The 17641-nt window shown below is 65.4% G+C and carries 19 protein-coding genes; 12 read left to right on the forward strand and 7 right to left on the reverse strand.

The window, feature by feature from the left end; all coding sequences use genetic code 11:
• Positions 1-29 precede the first annotated feature (29 nt).
• The 3 genes from OEZ49_RS03390 to OEZ49_RS03400 are packed head-to-tail and all read right to left on the reverse strand — an operon-like array spanning position 30 to position 3178.
• On the reverse strand, positions 30-1649 hold the full coding sequence (locus OEZ49_RS03390; RefSeq protein ID WP_263386998.1) for a tripartite tricarboxylate transporter permease: 1620 nt from the start codon (positions 1647-1649) through the stop codon (positions 30-32).
• The gene (locus tag OEZ49_RS03395; protein WP_263386999.1) at positions 1649-2179 is read right to left on the reverse strand and encodes a tripartite tricarboxylate transporter TctB family protein; all 531 of its coding nucleotides are present in this window, start codon (positions 2177-2179) and stop codon (positions 1649-1651) included. The genes OEZ49_RS03390 and OEZ49_RS03395 overlap by 1 nt, the downstream gene beginning before the upstream one ends.
• Before the next feature lie 54 nt (positions 2180-2233).
• The gene (locus OEZ49_RS03400) at positions 2234-3178 is read right to left on the reverse strand and encodes a tripartite tricarboxylate transporter substrate binding protein (RefSeq protein ID WP_263387000.1); all 945 of its coding nucleotides are present in this window, start codon (positions 3176-3178) and stop codon (positions 2234-2236) included.
• A gap of 169 nt (positions 3179-3347) precedes the next feature.
• On the opposite strand from OEZ49_RS03400, the gene OEZ49_RS03405 reads away from it, so the two are divergent.
• A complete protein-coding gene (locus OEZ49_RS03405; RefSeq protein ID WP_263387001.1) occupies positions 3348-4115 on the forward strand; it encodes an IclR family transcriptional regulator in 768 nt (255 codons plus the stop codon).
• Here the strand turns inward: OEZ49_RS03405 and OEZ49_RS03410 are convergent.
• Both OEZ49_RS03410 and OEZ49_RS03415 read right to left on the reverse strand, forming a co-directional pair.
• Positions 4103-4798 carry an FkbM family methyltransferase gene (locus OEZ49_RS03410; protein WP_263387002.1) on the reverse strand — a complete coding sequence of 232 codons (696 nt, stop codon included), beginning with the start codon at positions 4796-4798 and terminating at the stop codon, positions 4103-4105. The two genes, OEZ49_RS03405 and OEZ49_RS03410, sit on opposite strands and share 13 nt — an antisense overlap.
• A gap of 164 nt (positions 4799-4962) precedes the next feature.
• Entirely contained in the window at positions 4963-5838 is an 876-nt protein-coding gene (locus OEZ49_RS03415) for a LysR family transcriptional regulator (RefSeq protein WP_263387003.1), read from the reverse strand.
• A 105-nt stretch (positions 5839-5943) separates the two neighbouring features.
• Here OEZ49_RS03415 and OEZ49_RS03420 point away from each other — a divergent pair, with 105 nt between their 5' ends.
• Positions 5944-6159 (forward strand): hypothetical protein, encoded by a 216-nt coding sequence (locus tag OEZ49_RS03420; protein WP_263387004.1) that lies wholly within the window; start codon positions 5944-5946, stop codon positions 6157-6159.
• 170 nt (positions 6160-6329) lie between these two features.
• Here the strand turns inward: OEZ49_RS03420 and rpe are convergent, their stop codons facing one another.
• Positions 6330-7019 carry a ribulose-phosphate 3-epimerase gene (rpe, locus tag OEZ49_RS03425; protein WP_263387005.1) on the reverse strand — a complete coding sequence of 230 codons (690 nt, stop codon included), beginning with the start codon at positions 7017-7019 and terminating at the stop codon, positions 6330-6332.
• A gap of 64 nt (positions 7020-7083) precedes the next feature.
• Positions 7084-7836: an SDR family oxidoreductase gene (locus OEZ49_RS03430; RefSeq protein ID WP_263387006.1), complete on the reverse strand. Its 753-nt coding sequence runs from the start codon at positions 7834-7836 to the stop codon at positions 7084-7086.
• Positions 7837-7930: 94 nt separating this feature from the next.
• On the opposite strand from OEZ49_RS03430, the gene OEZ49_RS03435 reads away from it, so the two are divergent.
• The 10 genes from OEZ49_RS03435 to OEZ49_RS03480 all read left to right on the forward strand — a co-directional run bounded on the left by OEZ49_RS03435 (position 7931) and on the right by OEZ49_RS03480 (position 17591).
• The gene (locus OEZ49_RS03435; RefSeq protein WP_263387007.1) at positions 7931-8860 is read left to right on the forward strand and encodes a LysR family transcriptional regulator; all 930 of its coding nucleotides are present in this window, start codon (positions 7931-7933) and stop codon (positions 8858-8860) included.
• 58 nt (positions 8861-8918) lie between these two features.
• A complete protein-coding gene (phnC, locus tag OEZ49_RS03440; RefSeq protein WP_263387008.1) occupies positions 8919-9740 on the forward strand; it encodes a phosphonate ABC transporter ATP-binding protein in 822 nt (273 codons plus the stop codon).
• A gap of 61 nt (positions 9741-9801) precedes the next feature.
• Positions 9802-10704, forward strand: coding sequence for a phosphonate ABC transporter substrate-binding protein (gene phnD / locus OEZ49_RS03445; RefSeq protein ID WP_263387009.1), 903 nt, complete (start codon positions 9802-9804; stop codon positions 10702-10704).
• A gap of 66 nt (positions 10705-10770) precedes the next feature.
• Entirely contained in the window at positions 10771-11652 is an 882-nt protein-coding gene (phnE, locus tag OEZ49_RS03450) for a phosphonate ABC transporter, permease protein PhnE (protein WP_263387010.1), read from the forward strand.
• Positions 11649-13019: a phosphonate ABC transporter, permease protein PhnE gene (phnE, locus tag OEZ49_RS03455; RefSeq protein WP_263387011.1), complete on the forward strand. Its 1371-nt coding sequence runs from the start codon at positions 11649-11651 to the stop codon at positions 13017-13019. Before phnE (OEZ49_RS03450) ends, phnE (OEZ49_RS03455) begins: the two co-directional genes overlap by 4 nt.
• A 20-nt stretch (positions 13020-13039) precedes the next feature.
• Complete coding sequence (locus OEZ49_RS03460; protein WP_263387075.1) at positions 13040-13654, forward strand: LbetaH domain-containing protein; 615 nt, start codon at positions 13040-13042, stop codon at positions 13652-13654.
• A 99-nt stretch (positions 13655-13753) separates the two neighbouring features.
• Positions 13754-14758: a helix-turn-helix transcriptional regulator gene (locus OEZ49_RS03465; RefSeq protein ID WP_263387012.1), complete on the forward strand. Its 1005-nt coding sequence runs from the start codon at positions 13754-13756 to the stop codon at positions 14756-14758.
• Positions 14759-14841: 83 nt separating this feature from the next.
• On the forward strand, positions 14842-15852 hold the full coding sequence (locus OEZ49_RS03470; protein ID WP_263387013.1) for a DUF1214 domain-containing protein: 1011 nt from the start codon (positions 14842-14844) through the stop codon (positions 15850-15852).
• A gap of 84 nt (positions 15853-15936) precedes the next feature.
• Positions 15937-16677 carry a porin family protein gene (locus OEZ49_RS03475; RefSeq protein ID WP_263387014.1) on the forward strand — a complete coding sequence of 247 codons (741 nt, stop codon included), beginning with the start codon at positions 15937-15939 and terminating at the stop codon, positions 16675-16677.
• 59 nt (positions 16678-16736) lie between these two features.
• Positions 16737-17591 (forward strand): 2-dehydro-3-deoxygalactonokinase, encoded by an 855-nt coding sequence (locus tag OEZ49_RS03480; RefSeq protein WP_263387015.1) that lies wholly within the window; start codon positions 16737-16739, stop codon positions 17589-17591.
• The last annotated feature ends 50 nt before the right edge of the window (positions 17592-17641 follow it).

The raw sequence follows: 17641 nt of genomic DNA on the forward strand, positions 1-17641 counted from the left end.
AGGGAGAGAGCGGGCGGCAGCGGCCAGGCTTAGAACAGGTCCTTGAACTTGCTCAGGCGTTTTGCGTGGCGGGCCCGGACCCTCTTGAACCGGTCCTTCAGGAAAATCTGCCTGCGCCGTCCCAGCATGTTGCCGAACCGGTGCGACGATTTCTGCACGCCGCGCTCGGCCGCGCGCAGATCGGCCCGCTCGCGGATCACCCGCCGGAAATGCGAGGCCAGCACCAGCAGGATCGCCACGAACAGCAGGAACGCCACCGGACGGTCGATGAAATCGAGCGGCTCCTTCACCCGCGCCATTCCGGCACGCAGCTTGACCTCCATGATGCCGCCCAGGACCATGCCCAGGATGATCGGGACCGAGGGCAGCGACAGGCGCTTGAGGATATAGCCCAATACCCCGAACAGCGCCGCCATCACGCAGTCGGTCGCCGAATTGCGCAGCGAATAGACCCCCACAAAGCTGAGCGTCAGGATGCAGACCCCCAGGAACCGGTTGGGGATGCGCACCACCTGGATCAGCGACTTGGTGGCAAAGAGCAGAAAGATCAGGACCAGAATGTTCAGGATCAGCAGGGCGATATAAAGCGCCACCACAAACGGCATGTCGTTCTGGAACAGGCCCGGCCCCGGCACCACGTTATGCACGTAGAACACGCTCAGCATCATCGCCGTCAGCGCCTCGCCCGGAATACCCAAGGCCAACAGCGGCACCATCGCGGCGGCGGGCACGGCGTTATTTGCGGTCTCGGCAGCGATCAGCCCCTCGGACGAGCCATTGCCGAAGTCCTGCGGCCGCTTCGAGGTGCGTTGCGCATAGGTATAGGACATGAACTGTGCGGTGAACTCGCCCACGCCGGGGATCATCCCCATCATCACGCCGAAACTGGCCGACACGGTCGCCACGCGCGGGTGGCGGCCCAATTCGCGCAGGCCCTGGAACAGGCCGCCGCGCAGCCGCGTCATGCGGATCTTCTCGTCCTCGGATGTCAGCAGGACAAAGGCCTGGCTCAGCGCGAACAGGCCCAGCACCACCACGATCAGGTTGATGCCGCTCGACAGGAACGGTTGGTCAAAGGTGTAGCGCGAGGTGTATTTCACCGGTTCCAGCCCAATCGACTGGATGAATATGCCAAACGCTGCCAAGGCACCGGCGATCAGCGACTGACCGCGATGGGCTACAATCACCAGGATGATACCTAACAGCGCGGCAAGAAAGATCTCGCGGCTGCCGAACAGCGGCGCCACCTTGGCCAGCACCGGCGCGAACAGGATCAGACAGATGACCGAGAACATGCCGCCAAAGAAACTGGCGGAATAGGCCAGGCTCAGCGCCCGGCGCGGCTCGCCCCGCGCGGTCATCGGATACCCGTCATAGGTGGTCAGCGCGTTCACCGCGGTGCCGGGTGTGTTGATCAGGATCGCCGGTATGGCGCCGCCATACATGGAACTGCCATAGATACCCAGGAGCACGGTCAGCCCCACGATGGGATCCATGGAAAAGGTGGCGGGCAACAGGATGGCGATGGCGACGGCGGGGCCGACACCGGGAATGGCACCGATCAGGACACCGCCGACCGATCCGGCCAGGAGTGCCAGCGCCACGTCCCAGCGCATCAGGATTTCAAGGGCGGATTGAAGGAGTTCCATCAGAGATACAGGATAAAGAAGCTGCGCAGCGCGCCGGGAAGATATTCATAGATCGCGGCACCGGGGATCTTGACGCTCAGGAACCCCTTGAACAGCACCACGACCGCGACGGCAAAGCCCACCGAAAGCCACAGCATCCTGGGTTGCCGATAGCCCATGCGCCAGGTCAGGAGCGGCATGAACGCCATGGTGACAGGCAGGTAGCCGATCAGCGGTACCAGGACGACATAGGCCATGAACCAGACCGCGAATTCCAGCACCTGCGCCCATTTGCGCAGCTCGGTCACGTCACAGCGGGTGATCCGCCGCCAGGGCATCAGGTACAGATGCACGCCCCCCAGCAGCACCATGCCGCCCAGACCCACCGCAGGCCAGAACCGGGGCTGGGCGAACAGCTTGGATTTCTCGACCCATTTCGTCTGGCTGCCGATCTGGCTCAGCAACAGGATCGAGACCGCGACAAAGAACAGGGCAAAGATCAGCTGGCCGCGCCGGGGTCCGACGAAGCGGCGTTCGCGTTCAGTGGGCATGGGGAAGGGTTCCGACGAAAGGGACCGGGGCAGGGCGCCCCGGTCCGGACAGGGTTATTCCAGCAGGCCGCCGATACGGGCCATGGTGGCGATGTCATTCTCGATGCGCGCGGCGCTGTCGCCCGCGTCCTGCCAATAGACCAGCGCGCCGGTCTCCTTGGCGACGGTCTGGGCACGCTCGCTCATCATCGATTCCTTGGCGACGGCGACGATCTTGTCGCGCACGTCCTGCGGCGTGTCCTTGGTCACGAAGAGGCCATTCCACAGCGCGATGTTCAGATCGGCATCCAGTTCGCCGATGGCAGGTGCATCCGGCACCAGCGGGATGCGCTGGTCGGTGATCGAGGTCAGCACCTTGACGCTGTCGAGACAGGGCAGGATCAGCTGCAGCGTGGTGTTGATCACATCTGCGTCGCCCGAGGCCAGCGTGTTGCAGTCGAGCGCGTCAAAGGCCGCGTCCGAGCCCCATTCGAAACCGGCATTCTTGGCGAATGCCTTGGTCACCTGCGTCGGCGTCAGCACATCGCCGAAATGGCCCAGCGCGACTTCGTTGGATTTGGCGTATTCGGCCAGCTCCGCCATGCTGCTATAGGGCGCGTCGCCCGAGGTGGCGATGACAAAGGGATAGGTCAGGAAGATCCCCAGCGGGTCGAATTTCGCGGGCGTCAGCGGCGCGATGTCGATCTGGTGGCCCATCACCGGCACCCCGATCACGAAAGATCCGATGGTATAGCCGTCGGCAGGGGCATTGGCGACCTCGATGGCGCCCGGGAAGGGGCCGCCGCCGCCGCCCGGCTTGTTCACCACCGCCGCCGCGACACCGTATTTGTTCTGGAAATCCTCGGCGATCATGCGGGTCAGCACGTCTTCCAGGTCACCCGGCGGCCAGGGCACGATGAAGTTCACCGGCTTCTCGGGGTATTCGGCCATCGCCGCTCCGGCGGTCAGCGCGACGGCCGCAGTGGCCAGCGCGCCTGAAATCTTGGTCTTGATCGTCATTTGGTCCTCCCAGTTCCTATCTTTATATCTGTCGGTTCATTATGTGAACCTGTGGTTTAAATACAGATTGACAGGCCGGACTACCATCTGTCAACTGTTTCTGCGAAAAGGCGCCCTGAATTTGTGGGGTTGCCCGGATCGCGGGCAGGACAGGGGCGGAAAACGGCGGATGGGTACGGTAACCAAGGCATTGTCACTGTTGGGGTTGTTCAGTCACACCCGGCTCGAAATGGGCCTGAGCGAATTGACCCGCCTGTCCGGCATGAACAAGGCCACCGTCTACCGGATGATGAGTGAATTGCAGGCCGCCGGATTCGTGGAACAGCTCGACGGCGACCGCGCTTACCGACTGGGGGCCGAACTCCTGCGCCTGGCCGCGCTGCGAGAGGCGGCGGTGCCGCTGCTGTCGGTCTCGCGCGAGGTGCTGCGCCACCTTTGCGAGGTGACGGGTGAAACCTCGCATATGTCCTTGCAGCGCGACGGCCGCCTGACCACGCTGACCCATGCCTACAGTAGCCGACACGGCACCCGCGTGGCGATGGAGGATGCCGAGGTCCTGTCGTTCCACGCCACCGGTTCGGGCCTGGCCTATCTCGCCTTCGCCGCGCCGGGCTTCGCCGACGAGGTGCTGGCCGGTCCGCTGACCCGCCATACGCCCGAGACCGAAACCGACCCCGACCGCCTGCGCGCGGCGCTGGACGAGGCGCGCCGAACCGGTATCGCGGAATCGGTGGGCGGGTTCGAGGCGGATGTGCATTCTCATGCAGCGCCGATATTCGGCCCTGACCAGATCCCGATCGGCGCCCTGGCTGTGGCCGCCCCGGTGTCGCGCATGACGCCCGAGCTCAAGGCGCTGATCCGGGCCGAGATCAAGTCCTCGGCTTTGGCGCTGACCCAGCGCATCGGTGGCTTCTGCCCGGCGACTTACCCGGCCTGATTGCGAAGACAGGTCCAGACAGTGCGGGTCGACTTCTCCTCGACCCGCTGAAACCCCGCCTCGGTCAGGATCGCCTTGCATTCCCGCATGCCTTCGACGCCATAGGCCTCGGGGTGAAACTCCAGCACCACGGCGCGGAACTGACCCAGGTCGGCATGGCGCAATAGTTCCAGCTCGCCGCCCTCAATATCCATGATCAGAACGGTCGCGCCGGTCTCGGCGCAAACCGCCGCAAAATCGGCGGTGGGCACCTCGACCAAGGTCGAGGGCCGTCCGGCGGGGTTGAGCAGCGACGAGCCCAGATAGCTGCTGCGCACGTGAAACGGCATGCTCTCGGGCCGGTCCGGCGCGCTGATCAGGATCTGGTTGCGCAGGGAAATCCGGTCGCCCAGACCGTTCAGCGCATAAAGCGCCTCGATCTCGGGCACCAGTTCGGGATTGGCCTCGAACGAGGTCACCGCCTGCGGACCTGCGTTCTGTGCCACCACGGCGCCGACGATACCAAGGCCCGCGCCAATCTCCAGCACCCGGTCCTCGGCGCAGGTGACATGCAGCGCGCCCGCGATCTCCTGCCCCTCATAGCGGGCGGCATTGATCCGATCGATCCTTGTGTCGTTGAGAAATCGGGATGCGGGCACCTTGACCCCCAGACATTCAGCGGCGACGGAAACTTTATCGGGCACTGCCTTGCCTCACTTGTTATCTTGCTCGGCCCGTATCCTGAGCAGCGGGCAGCAAAAAGGCAAGGCCCGACCGGCAGCGCCCGCAGCAAGGCCGGACGCTTCCGGCGGGAGTATTATTGACCAGAAAGAAACCTGACGCGGATAAAAGTGACCGGGAAGGGCGCCTAGCGATAGATCGCGGCATAGCGCGGCGCAAAGAAACGGACGAAAGTCTTGACCTCGGGCCGGGTCCAGGCCTGGGGCGAGACCAGCAACAGATGCGGCAGCGAAAGCTCCTCGATCGGCCCGAAACAGCGGACATAGGCGGGATCGTCGCCCACCAGGCGCAGGTTGACTAGGCCCAGCCCGTGCCCGGCGCGGATCGCGGCATGGACAAGGTCGATCTCGGAATGGGTCTGCACGATCTGTTCCGGCGCGACATGCCGGGCCAGCCAGTCATGCAGGCGCGGTGGTACCCCCTGCCGTTTGAAGCTGATGAAGCGATGTCCGTGCAGCGCCTCGGGCGATGCGGGCAGACCGTGTTTCTCGGCATAGGAGGGGGCGCCGAACAGACCCCATTGCGCGGTGCTGATCCGGCGGCAGATCAGATCCGGGTCAGGGTCGCTAAGCGCCAGCCGCAGCGCGATATCGGCCTCGCCGGTTTTGAGATCCAGCACGCGGACATCCGGCAGGAATTCAAAGGCAATGTCGGGATGCGCCTGCGCATAGGTGCTGAAGATGGCGTGAACGCGCGGCGACAGGTTGCCGCCATAGGCGGTGATCCGGATCGGGCGCGGATGCGCCAGGGCGGCGGCCTGCTCGGCCAGGGTATCGACCGCCGCCTCGACCGCCTCGGCCAGCGACAGGAGTCTTTGGGCTGCCTGGGTCGGGTGAAAGCCGCGCGTGTCGCGGTCGAACAGGATCAGCCCGGTCTCATGTTCCAGCGCATCTATCCGACGCGCCACCGTCGGCTGCGCCAGGCCCAACTGGCGGGCAGCGGCCAGGGTCGATCCCTGCCGCATGACGGCGAGGAAGACAGGCAGGTTGGACCAGTCGCGCAATCCGCTCTTCATTTTTGTAGAACAGCACAAAATCGCGCCGGATACCAGCAGAGGGGCAGGGCGGGCTATCCTGATCCCGTCTTCCGCATCGCAAGGTTCAGGTCCATGATCATCTCCAGCCTTCCCTTCCCCTTTTTCGGAAACCCTCTTTCGGATTGGTTCCGGCGCCCGACGGAAACCGGCCGGTCAAAACCGGACAGCGTTCAGGCGCAGCGGTCCCGCAGGGAGTTTCTTGATGAGATGCTGACCCGGTCGCCGGACTCGTTTTCCAGCGCCTACGATATCGAGGCGGCAATGCTGATGTTCCCCGACCGTTTTTGACGGTTCCGCCCAGGGTGTTCTCCCGCGCCCGCGCAGGCCCGGCTGTGCCGGACCCGCTGGCGGCTTTGGGCCGCGCGCCGCGCGGATGCGCGGCGCCGGGCCCAACGGGAGGAGATGTTTTCGCCAGAAAACTTCGACGACGGGCGGGAGCGCCCGCCGGCCTGAAAGGGTCAGGCCCAGACGCCCTCGGCGGCGGCGCGGATTTCGCGGATGTTCTGTCCATAGACGCCCGGATTGTCGACCGAACCGCCGCGGAACACCGCCGAGCCCGCCACCAGCACATCGGCCCCGGCCTGCGCCACCAGCGGCGCGGTTTTCGGGTCCACACCGCCGTCGATCTCGATATGCACCGGCCGGTCGCCGATCATCTCACGCAGGCGCGCGATCTTGGCGGTCATGTCGATGAACTTCTGGCCGCCAAAGCCGGGGTTCACCGTCATCACGCAGATGAGGTCGGTGAGATCCAGCAGATGTGCCACCGCCTCGGCCGGGGTGCCGGGGTTCAGCGCCACGCCCGCCTTCATCCCCGCGCCGCGGATCGCCTGAAGCGTGCGGTGAATATGTGGTCCGGCCTCGATATGCGCGGTCAGGACATCGGCACCCGCGTCGGCATAGGCGTCGATATAGGGATCGACCGGCGCAATCATCAGATGCACGTCCATCACCGTCTTTACATGCGGGCGGAACGCCTTGACCGCCATGGGGCCAAAGGTCAGGTTCGGCACGAAATGGCCGTCCATCACGTCCACATGCACCCAATCGGCGCCCTCTGCCTCGATGGCGCGGATCTCGGCGCCGAAATTGGCGAAATCGGCGGACAGGATCGACGGGGCGATCTTGATCTTGCGGTCAAAGCTCATGGCGGCCTCACGGTGGAAACAGAGTCGCCCGCCCTATACAGGCTCCCGCCCCCGTTGGGTAGGGTCAGCTCAGACCCGCCTCGGCCCGGCCCTCGGCCGTCTTCAGCGAGAAATCGGCCCCCCGATGCGCATCGCCCCCCAAACCGCAGAGATAGGCCAGCGCGCGCGCGACCCAATCGGCCGGTATATGCGCCGAAGGGTCCAGCCGGCTGACCGGGTTGATCCCCGAGGCGCGGATCTGCACCTGCATCCCGGTCGCAACCGTTCCGGGGCTCAGCCCGATCACCCGGATGCCCCGGTCGCGATACTCACGGTCGGCGCAGCGGGTCAGCGCCAGCACCGCCGCCTTGGTGGCGCAATAATGGCTCCACCCCTCCAGCGCCGAGGTGGCCGCGCCCGAGGACAGGTTCAGCACCGTACCGCCCCCGGCGGCCAGCATCCCCGGCAGCACCGCGCGCAGCCCGTGATAGACGCCCTTGAGGTTCACATCCACCACCCGGTCCCAGTTCTTTGGGTCGCTGTCGGCCAGCCGGGCAATCGGGTCGATCAGCCCGGCATTGTTGACCAGCACGTGGATCGGGCCAAACCGCGCCTCTGTCGCTGCAACCGCCGCCGCGACCGCCGCCCAGTCGCCCATGTCACAGGGCAGGGCCATCGCCTGATCGCCAATATCGCCCACCAGCGCCGCCAGCGCCGCGCCATCGCGCGCCAGCAGCGCCACCCGCGCGCCAAGGCCCGCGAAATGGCGTGCCGTGGCGGCGCCGATACCCCGGCTTGCGCCGGTGATCACCACGGTCTGTCCTGTCAGATCGGTCATGTCTCTTCTCCTGCTATGCCGGACGGACACTAGGCGGGCGAATGATGCGGAAAAATGCTGTCTTTCCCATCATATTCGTGCAAAATCTACATGAATGGACACGGATACCCTGAAAACCCTCCTGCTGATCGCGCGGCATGGCAGTCTTGCCGGTGCCGCCCGCGTGCTCGACACCGACCCCTCGGCGCTCTCGCGCCTGCTTTCCGGGGCCGAGGACAGGTTGGGCTTTCGCCTGTTCCACCGCAGCACAAGGCGGCTGTCGGTCACCGAGGCGGGGCAGGACTACCTGACCCGGATCGAACCGCTGGTCGAGGCGCTTGAGGCCGCCCGCGATGAGGCAGCCGGGGCCGACCGCGCGCCGCGCGGCCCTGTGCGGCTCACCACTTCCACCGCTTTCGGACAGGTCTGCGTACTACCGCATCTGCCCGCCTTGCGCCGGGCCTGTCCCGAGATCACGCTGGAACTCCTGCTCGATGACGCGCCCCGCGATCTGGTGGCCGAGTGCATCGACCTGGCCCTGCGTCTGGCCCCCGCACCACGCGGCGACCTGATCTCGACCCGGCTGATGCGGACCCGTTACCATGTCTGCGCCGCCCCCGGCTATCTGGCGCAGCACGGCACCCCGGACCATCCCACGGGCCTTTCCCGGCACGATTGCCTGCGCATGGCCTTGCCTGAATACCGCACCCGCTGGCTGTTCCGCGACACCCGGGGAGAGACCGAAGAGGTGCCCATCGACGGCACCCTGATCCTGTCCGGAGCGCTGGCGCTGCGCGAGGCGGCGCTCCTCGGTCTCGGGCCCGCGCTCTTGGCCAACTGGCTGGCGGCCGAGGCGTTGGCAAGCGGTGCGCTGGTCGATCTTTTCCCTGGCCATCAGGTCACCGCGACCGGCTTCGACACCGGCGTCTGGGCTCTTTACCCCGACCGGGCACATCTGCCCGCCCGCACCCGCGCGGTTCTGGATTTTTTGCGCCAGAACCTTGGGCGCGGGACGGGGCGCGTTACAAAACTTTCACCCCCCTGACATATCGGCTTCGTCTGGCGGGCTTAGCACGCCCCCTCAACAAGACCGGGGGAAAGACGTGCTGCGGATCGAAAAACTGACCAAGCGTTTCGGCGACAATATAGCGGTGAATGCCGCGACGCTGGACGTGGACAAGCCCTGCATGATCGGCATCATCGGCCGCTCGGGCGCGGGGAAATCGACGCTGTTGCGGATGATCAACCGGCTGAGTGACGCCAGCGACGGCCGCATCCTGTTTCAGGGTCGCGACATCACCCGCCTGCGCGGCGTCGAAAAACGCGCCTGGCAGGCGCAGTGCGCGATGATCTTTCAACAGTTCAACCTGGTGCCGCGCATGGATGTGGTCTCGAACGTGCTGCACGGCACGCTCAACCGCCGCTCGACGCTGGCCACCATGTTCAACCTCTATCCGACCGAGGATATCCACCGCGCCATCGACATTCTCGACCGGCTCGGCATCGCCGCCCATGCGGCCAAGCGGGCCGAGGCGCTGTCGGGCGGCCAGCAACAGCGGGTCGCCATCGCCCGCGCCCTGATGCAGGACCCGGCGATCATCCTGGCCGACGAACCCATCGCCTCGCTCGACCCGATGAACGCGCAGGTGGTCATGCAGTCCCTGCGCCGCATCCACGAGGAGGACGGCCGCACCGTCATCGCCAACCTGCATACGCTCGATACCGCGCGCCGCTATTGCGACCGCGTCGTCGGCATGCGCGACGGGCGCATCGTGTTCGACGGCTTGCCCGAGCAGCTCACCACCGGCGTCGCGCGCGAGATCTATGGCGCCGATGCCAGCTTTTCCGAGGCCGCGACCTCGACCGAGATCGACACGCTCGATGCGGCGCAGGACGCCCTCTATCGGGCCGAGGCCGCGATCTGACCTTATCCACCGCAATCCCGGCCTTGGGATGGGCCGGATCAACCAACCGGAGAGACCAAAGATGAAAAAGCTTGTTGCCGTTCTGGCGGCCACCACCGCCCTTGCCACCCCGGCGCTGGCGCAGGAGATCACCGAATTCCGCATCGGCATTCTCGGCGGTGAAAACGCCCAGGACCGTCTGAATTCGAACGAATGCCTGCGCGAAAAGGCCGAGAATCTGCTGGGCGTCGAGACCAAGCTGTTCGCCCCCGCTGACTATAACGGCGTCATTCAGGGCCTCTTGGGCGGCACCATCGACATGGCCTGGCTGGGCGCCTCGGGCTATGCCAAGACCTATCTCAGCGACCCCGAAGCGGTCGAGCCGATCCTGGTCAAGGTCAACAATGACGGCGGCTACGGCTATTACTCGATCGGGTTCGCCCGCAAGGACAGCGGCATCACCTCGCTGGCGGACATGAAGGGCAAGGTCTTTGGCTTTGGCGATCCCAACTCGACCAGCGGCTTCCTGATCCCCTCGATCGAGATCCCGCAGGAAACCGGCGCCACCATGACCTCGGGCGATTACTTCGCCGAGGTCAAGTTCACCGGTGGCCACGAGCAGACCATCGTCGCGGTCGGCAATGGCGAGGTTGACGGCGGCGTCACCTGGGCCGACGGTTTGGGCGCATGGGAAGACGGGTTCAACTCGGGCGCCCTGCGCAAGGCGGTCGATGCCGGTCTGGTCGACATGAACGACCTGGTGCAGATCTGGCAGTCGAAACCCATCCCCGAAGGCCCGTTTGTCGTCCGCAAGGCGCTGCCTGCCGATGTCAAGGTCAAGATGACCGGCCTCCTGGCCTCGCTCAAGTCGATGGACGAGGAGTGCGCCTATGGCGTGCTCCAGGGCGATGCCAAGGGCTTCATGCCGATCACCCATGAGGCCTACGAGGTGATCATCGAGGCGCGCAAGCTCAAGTCGAACTGATCCGGGTTCATTACTTCAGGCGGGGTCCGCGCCAAGCGGACCCCGTTCCTGCATCGGGAGCATTCCATGACAGACCTGACCGCCGGGCAAGGCGACCTGGCACGCATCCGCGAAGACTACACCGCGCTGACCCGGCGCAAACGGGTCTATGGCGGTATCCTCCTGATCCTCTTCGTGTCCTTGATGGCGGCCGGGTTCCGCACTGCCGACGACCGCAACGCCGGCGGGTTCGTCGACGGCTGGCGGCGCATCCTCGATTACCCGGCCGAGGTGCTGTCCGAGGCGCTGGAGAAATCGGCGCAACTGCCCGCCCATCTGGTGCATTTCCTGCCCGCGCTGGTCGAGACGCTGAACATCGCCGCCGCCGCCACCCTGTTGGGCACCCTGGGCGGCACCGTTCTGGCGCTCCTCTCGACGCGCGGTCTTGCCTATTGGCCGCGCCTCATCCCGCTGTTTCGCCGCATCGCCGATATCTGCCGCGCGGTGCCCGAGATCGTTATCGCGCTGGTGCTGATCTTCGTCCTTGGCGGCGGCCCGGTGCCCGCGATGATCGCCATCGCCATCCACACCGCCGGGGCGCTGGGCAAGCTTTTCTCCGAGGTTGCCGAGAATGTCTCGCTGAAACCGGTCGAGGGGCTGGAATCCACCGGCGCCAACTGGGCGCAGCGGATGTATCTGGGCGTCATCCCGCAGGTCGGCCCCAACTTCGTCAGCTACGCGCTCTTGCGGTTCGAGATCAACATCCGCGCCTCGGCCATCCTCGGCTTTGTCGGGGCGGGCGGCATCGGCTACGAACTGCGCAATGCCATGTCCTGGGGGCAGGGACGCTACGACGAGGCGGCGGCGATCTTCCTTCTTCTTTTTGTCACCATCGTCGCGGTGGATCAGCTCTCGGACCGCCTGCGCGCCCGGCTGACCCATGGCGCCCGGGCAGGAGCCACGACATGAGCACCGCCACCACCGATCTGGACCTGATCCACCTGAAACATCAGGCCGACCGTCTTTTCACTCGCAAGCGGCTGCTGGGCTTTGGCCTGCCTGCGCTGGTGCTGGCCTATCTGGCCTATATCGTTTTCGCCTTCGACGTGCCGGGGCTGGCGGCGCGGGCAAACTGGGAAAACGGCCGCACGCTGATCGCCGACAGCTACAGCTACAAGACCCATGTCACCCGCGACAACCGCACGGGCGCGGTGTCCGTCGCGGTCGAGGGCGAGCGCAAGGGCACATGGCCCGAAGGGCAGGCGCCTGACTGGGTCAGGCTGGGCGAGACCACGGTGATCGACCTCACGGGCGGCCATGTCGTCCGCTTTGGCCCCGAGACGGTGGAATACGACATTCCCGGTTATGGCACCCTGCGCGCCACACCGACCCGCACACAGGGCGTGGTCACCGAACTGCCGCCGGGCGATCTGCCCGACTGGATCAACCAGTCGAAAAACCGCATCACCGTCACCACCGAGGCCGGGCGCCTGACCGTGACCCGCAACCGGTCCGAAGTCTTCCGCTACTTCGCCGGGTGGGAACTGTTCTGGTTCACCCTCGACAGCCCCTATCACGGTCTGTCCCCCGCCGACCTGGCCCGCCGCGCGGCACAGGGCGAGGCGGGCGCGATCTGGCACGATTTCTGGAACAATACCATGTGGCGGCACGGCGACGTGGCCTGGGCCATTGGCGAGACCATCCTGATGGCTTTTCTCGGCACATTTGGTGCCGCCATCATCGCCCTGCCACTGGCCTTTCTTGCCGCGCGCAACTTCAACTCGCTGGCGCCGGTCCGCTTTGCGGTGCGCCGCGTCTTCGACTTCGTGCGCGGAGTTGACGCGCTGATCTGGACCGTGGTGCTGGCCCGCGCCTTCGGCCCCGGCCCGCTGACCGGCGCGCTGGCGATCCTGGTCACCGACAGCGGCACCTTCGGCAAGATCTTCTCCGAGGCGCTGGAAAACGTCGATGCCAAGCAGATCGAGGGCGTGCAATCCACCGGCGCCAATGCCGCGCAGCGCTACCGCTTTGGCGTGATCCCGCAGATCACCCCGGTGCTGCTCAGCCAGGTGCTCTATTTCCTCGAATCCAACACCCGCAGCGCCACCATCATCGGCGCCATCACCGGCGGCGGCATCGGCCTTCTCCTGACCCAGGCGATCATCACCCAGAAGGACTGGGAAGAGGTCGCCTATTACATCCTGCTCATCGTGCTAATGGTCATGCTGATGGACTGGTTTTCGGGCTGGCTGCGCGCCCGCCTGATCCGGGGCCAGACGGCAAAGCCGCGCAAACCGCGCGGCAAACCTGAACCCGAACCGTTCTTCCTGCCGTGAACCGCCGGAGTGCCCGCAACATAGCCCGTCTCAGCGCCGACACCCCCTATCTGCATCCCGGTTGCCAGATCACCGGCAGCCGCTTTGGCGCCTATGTCGAGATCGGCGCCGATACCCGCCTGACCAACACCACATGGGGCGATTACAGCTATTGCGACCGCACCTGCGACATCGCCAATGCCCGCATCGGCAAGTTCGCCAATATCGCCAGCTTCACCCGCATCGGTGCCACCGATCATCCGATGGAAAAGGCCTCGCTGCACCATTTCCTCTATCGCTCGGCCGATTACTGGGACGATGCCGAGCGCGATGCCGACTGGTTCGCCCATCGCGCCGGTCGCATCGCCACCATCGGCCATGATACCTGGATCGGTCATGCCGCGATCATCAAGCCCGAGGTCACCATCGGCCATGGCGCAGTCGTCGGCTCGGGCAGTGTCGTGACCAGGGATGTGGCGCCCTATACGATTGTCGGCGGCAATTCCGCGCGACTGATCCGCCGCCGTTTCCCCGAGGATGTAACCGAACGAATGATGGCGCTGGCCTGGTGGGACTGGGACCATGCCCGCCTGCGCGCCGCGCTGCCCGATTTCCGCAGCCTGCGGGCCGAGGCATTTCTGGAGAAATACGCCTGATCCGCTGACGCGGGCCGCTCTCACAAACGCGTGACCTGCGCCCGCTATTGCGGCACACTCGGATCAACGCCCCGTGCGGCGCGTCCATCCGGGAGAGACATGCTCAGACCCTTCATCTCGTCGCGCACGCTGCATGGCCTTGACGCAGGGCTGGCGCAGAATATCGGTCGCGCCACCGCCCGGCGCGCACTGGCGGAATGCGACCTGCCCGCCGACGCACTCGACAATCCACGCTTTTATGTCTGCCAACTGAAGGTAATGCGTTACCTCGACCGAATTTCCCGGCTATCCGGCGATGACAATGCGCTGTTTGCGCTGGGACCGTTCGCCAGTGTTGGCAGCTACGGGCTTTTCGGCGACTACGTAACCTCAGCTACCACCTTTGGCGAGGCCCTGCGCCTGACCCGCGATCTGATGCAGTATCACGTCTCGCTGGACCGGCTGTCCATGGGGCAAACCTGCGAAGGGTTCCGCATCACCTATCACGCCGCCATCCGAAACGCCGAAAGCTATTGGCACTACGCCCCGCTTGCCTTGGGCGTCGTCCTCAGCATCGCGGCCCCCTACATCGGCAACCGCTACCGCCGGGCCGTGTTGCTGAACCTCCCGAAACCGCGCAAAGTCGCGCCTTACGAGGCGTACTTCGGCTGTGATGTTCTGTTCGATCAGCCCGAACTGGTTCTGCTATTGGAGCCCGAGGCCGAATATGCCCGGCGGCCCCGCCCCTTGACCAGCGCCGTTACGCTGGCCGATGTCGCGCGCGACGCCTTTGGCTCGGCGCCACAGACCCTTGTCGAGACGGTCCGGGCGCTGGTGCGTGCGAATCTGACGGATGACCCCGGTATTGACCGGATAGCGCAACAGCTCGACATGTCCACCCGCACGCTTCGCCGCCGTATCGAGGAACAGGGGACCAGTTTCCGCGATCTTGCCCGCGCGGTGCGGGTGGAAATGGCGCAGGATCTGATCCTGGGTTCGGGGCTGGATCTGGCCGAAATCTCGCAACGGGTCGGCTATTCCCACAGCTCCCATCTGGGTCGCGCCTTTCGCCAGGTCACCGGCATGACCCCATCCGAGGCGCGGGCGGTGCGACCTGACGGGTGATCCGATTGAACTTGGCTGGAAATGGTTACCGGTTGAGGCGCTTTGGTGGCTAGTCTTTCGCCAAACGCAAAGGGAGTACGTTTATGCCGTTTTCCAAACTGGCCATCGCCGCTGCACTGACTTGTATCGGGGCCGCAACAGCGGTGTTTGCCGAAACCGTGCCGGTTACCGTCGACAATTTCGCGCGTGCTGAAACCAACGAGATCATGAAATCTTATGTCGATGCAGTCGGCATCGGAGAATGGGCCCACAACCGGGTGCGGACGCCGCTGGATCAACAGCCGGTGGTGCGGATGAACCGTGACACGCTTTACTCCGCTGCGGTGGTCGACATGAGCACCCCGGTCACCATCGTCAAACCCGACAGCGACCGCTTTCAGTCGATGCTGCTGATCAACGAAGACCATTCGATGATGCCGGCCGTGCACGAGGACGGCACCTTCACCATTCCGCCTTCGCTGGTTGGCACCCGCTATCTGATTGTGGTGATCCGAACCTTTGTCAATCCCAACGACCCCGAGGACGTCAAGGCCGCCAACGCGCTCCAGGACCAGTTGCAGATCGTCCAGCCCGACAAGGGATCATTCGAGATCCCCGACTGGGAACCCGAAAGCCTGGCCCGCGTCCGCGACGCGATCAAGGTGCTGGGCAGCACCCGCACCGACACCAACCCCTATTTCGGGCAAAAGAGGCTCTTGAACCCGCTCTATCACCTGATCGGCACCGCTCTCGGCTGGGGCGGCAACCCGCCCGAAGCCGCAGTCTACAAAACGGTCTTCATCGAGCAAAACGACGGAACGCCCTATACCGTTACGGTCAAGGACGTTCCGGTCGACGGCTTCTGGTCGATCACCGTTTATAATGCCGAGGGCTTCATGGAACCCAACGACCTTGGTGTGAACTCCTATAACAACGTCACCGCAACGCACAACCAGGACGGTGGCTATACGATCAATTTCGGTGGCTGCGAGGACGGGCGCATCAACTGCATCCCGATCATGCCGGGGTGGAACGCGGTAATCCGCCAGTACCAGCCCCGCCCCGAACTCATCGACGGCAGCTGGCAGTTCCCCGATTTCCAGCCTGCGGGCTGATCCGGCGCACCCCGTGGCGCTTGCTTCGGGGTGCCTCATATGCGACGCTTGGAATGGAACGCCATCGCTTCCCCGGAGACGATCATGAAACCACTGCCTTCCACAGCTTTTGCGCTGGCTCTCGCGGCGGCAACGCCGCTCGCGGCCCAACAATCCAACTGGCAATACGAGGCGACGGTCTATCTCTTCACCGCCGAGACCGAGACCGGCGTCACCACGCCGACCGGCACCATCGAGGGCACGCTCAGTTTCAAGGACGCGCTCGACAATCTCGACTTCGCCTTCATGGGCGCGTTCGGCGCCAGCAACGGCCAGTGGAGCTTTCTGGCCGATTACATGATGACTGACATCTCCTTTGGCAATCCGACGCCCGGCGGTGCCTTTTCGGGCATCAATACGGCGGCCAAGACGCAGGTGCTGAACGCCTATGCCGCCTACCGCGTGCACCAGACGCCCGATCTCGCCGTCGACCTTGCCGCCGGTCTGCGCTGGTTCGACACCCGCACCACGCTGACCGCACTGCCAGGGATCCTGCCGGGGCGTACCGTTGTGGCCAATGACAACTGGGTCGATCCGGTGATCGGCCTGCGCGCCCAGGTCCGGATGTCCGACAAGTGGAGCGGCATCGCCTTCTTCGACTATGGCGGCTTCCAGAGCGACAGCGAAAGCTGGCAGGCGCTGCTCACCGCCGACTACCAGTTGAACGACAACTGGCGGCTGCGGTTCGGTTATCGCTATCTGTCGGTCGATCACACGCTGTCGAACGGCAACGACTACTCGTTCACCCAGTCCGGCCCGGTCTTCGGCGCCACCTACCGGTTCTGACCCGGCTTGGCGCCGCCGCCCGGCTGCCGTAAGAACGGTGTTTTCAGCCGGAGACCGACATGACCAGCGACTGGATTGCCCTCGACTGGACCACCACGCGCCGCCGCCTCTGGGTGATGCGCGGCCGCGACGTGCTGGACGAGGCCGTCGATGACGGCCCGCGCCCCGCCGATGCCGCCTCGATCCTCGCACTTGTGGCCGGACGGCACGCGGGGCAGGGGGTGCCGGTCTTAGCCTGTGGTCCGCTTGGCCCGGTGCGCGACACCGTGCCCTGCATCCCGCTTGCGGGCAGCCTCTGGCAGATCGACCTCGGCGACCCGCGCGTGGCGCTGCATGCGGTGCCGGGGCTGAGACAGGCGCAGCCCGCCGACATGATGCAGGGCGACGAAACCCGCGTTGCCGGGTTCCTGGCGCTCAACCCCGGCTGGGACGGGGTGATCTGCCTGGTGGGCGAAACCAGCCGCTGGGTGCATGTCAGCGCCGGCGAAGTCGTCAGTTTCCGCAGCTTCCTGTTCGGCGCGCTGATCTCGGCGGTGACCGCCGGCACCCAGCTCGGCCGCTGGCTCACCACCTCCGATCTCGACGGCGCCGCCTTTACCGACGCGGTCGCCGACGGGCTCTCGCGCCCCGAACAGGTGCTGGCGCGGCTCTGGTCCGCCCATGCCGACGCCACGCTCAGCGCCCTGCCGCCCGAGGTGGCGCGGGCGCGGATCCTCGGTGGCCTGATCGGGGCCGAGCTGGCGGCCACGCGCCCCTTCTGGCTGGGTCAGCAACTGGCGGTGCTGGGTGAAGGAGAGATGCCGCGCCTGCATGCCGACGCGCTGGCCGCCCAAGGGGCGCCCGCCACCCTGGGCGACGCCCCCCGCATGACCCGCGAAGGGCTGATTGCCGCATGGAAGTCGCTGGCGTCTTGAGCCCCGGCAGCGATAGGGGCAAGAGAGACAGATAACCGTCACAAAGGGCG

This window comes from Ruegeria marisflavi (assembly GCF_025673445.1).
Lineage (GTDB): Bacteria > Pseudomonadota > Alphaproteobacteria > Rhodobacterales > Rhodobacteraceae > Ruegeria_B > Ruegeria_B marisflavi.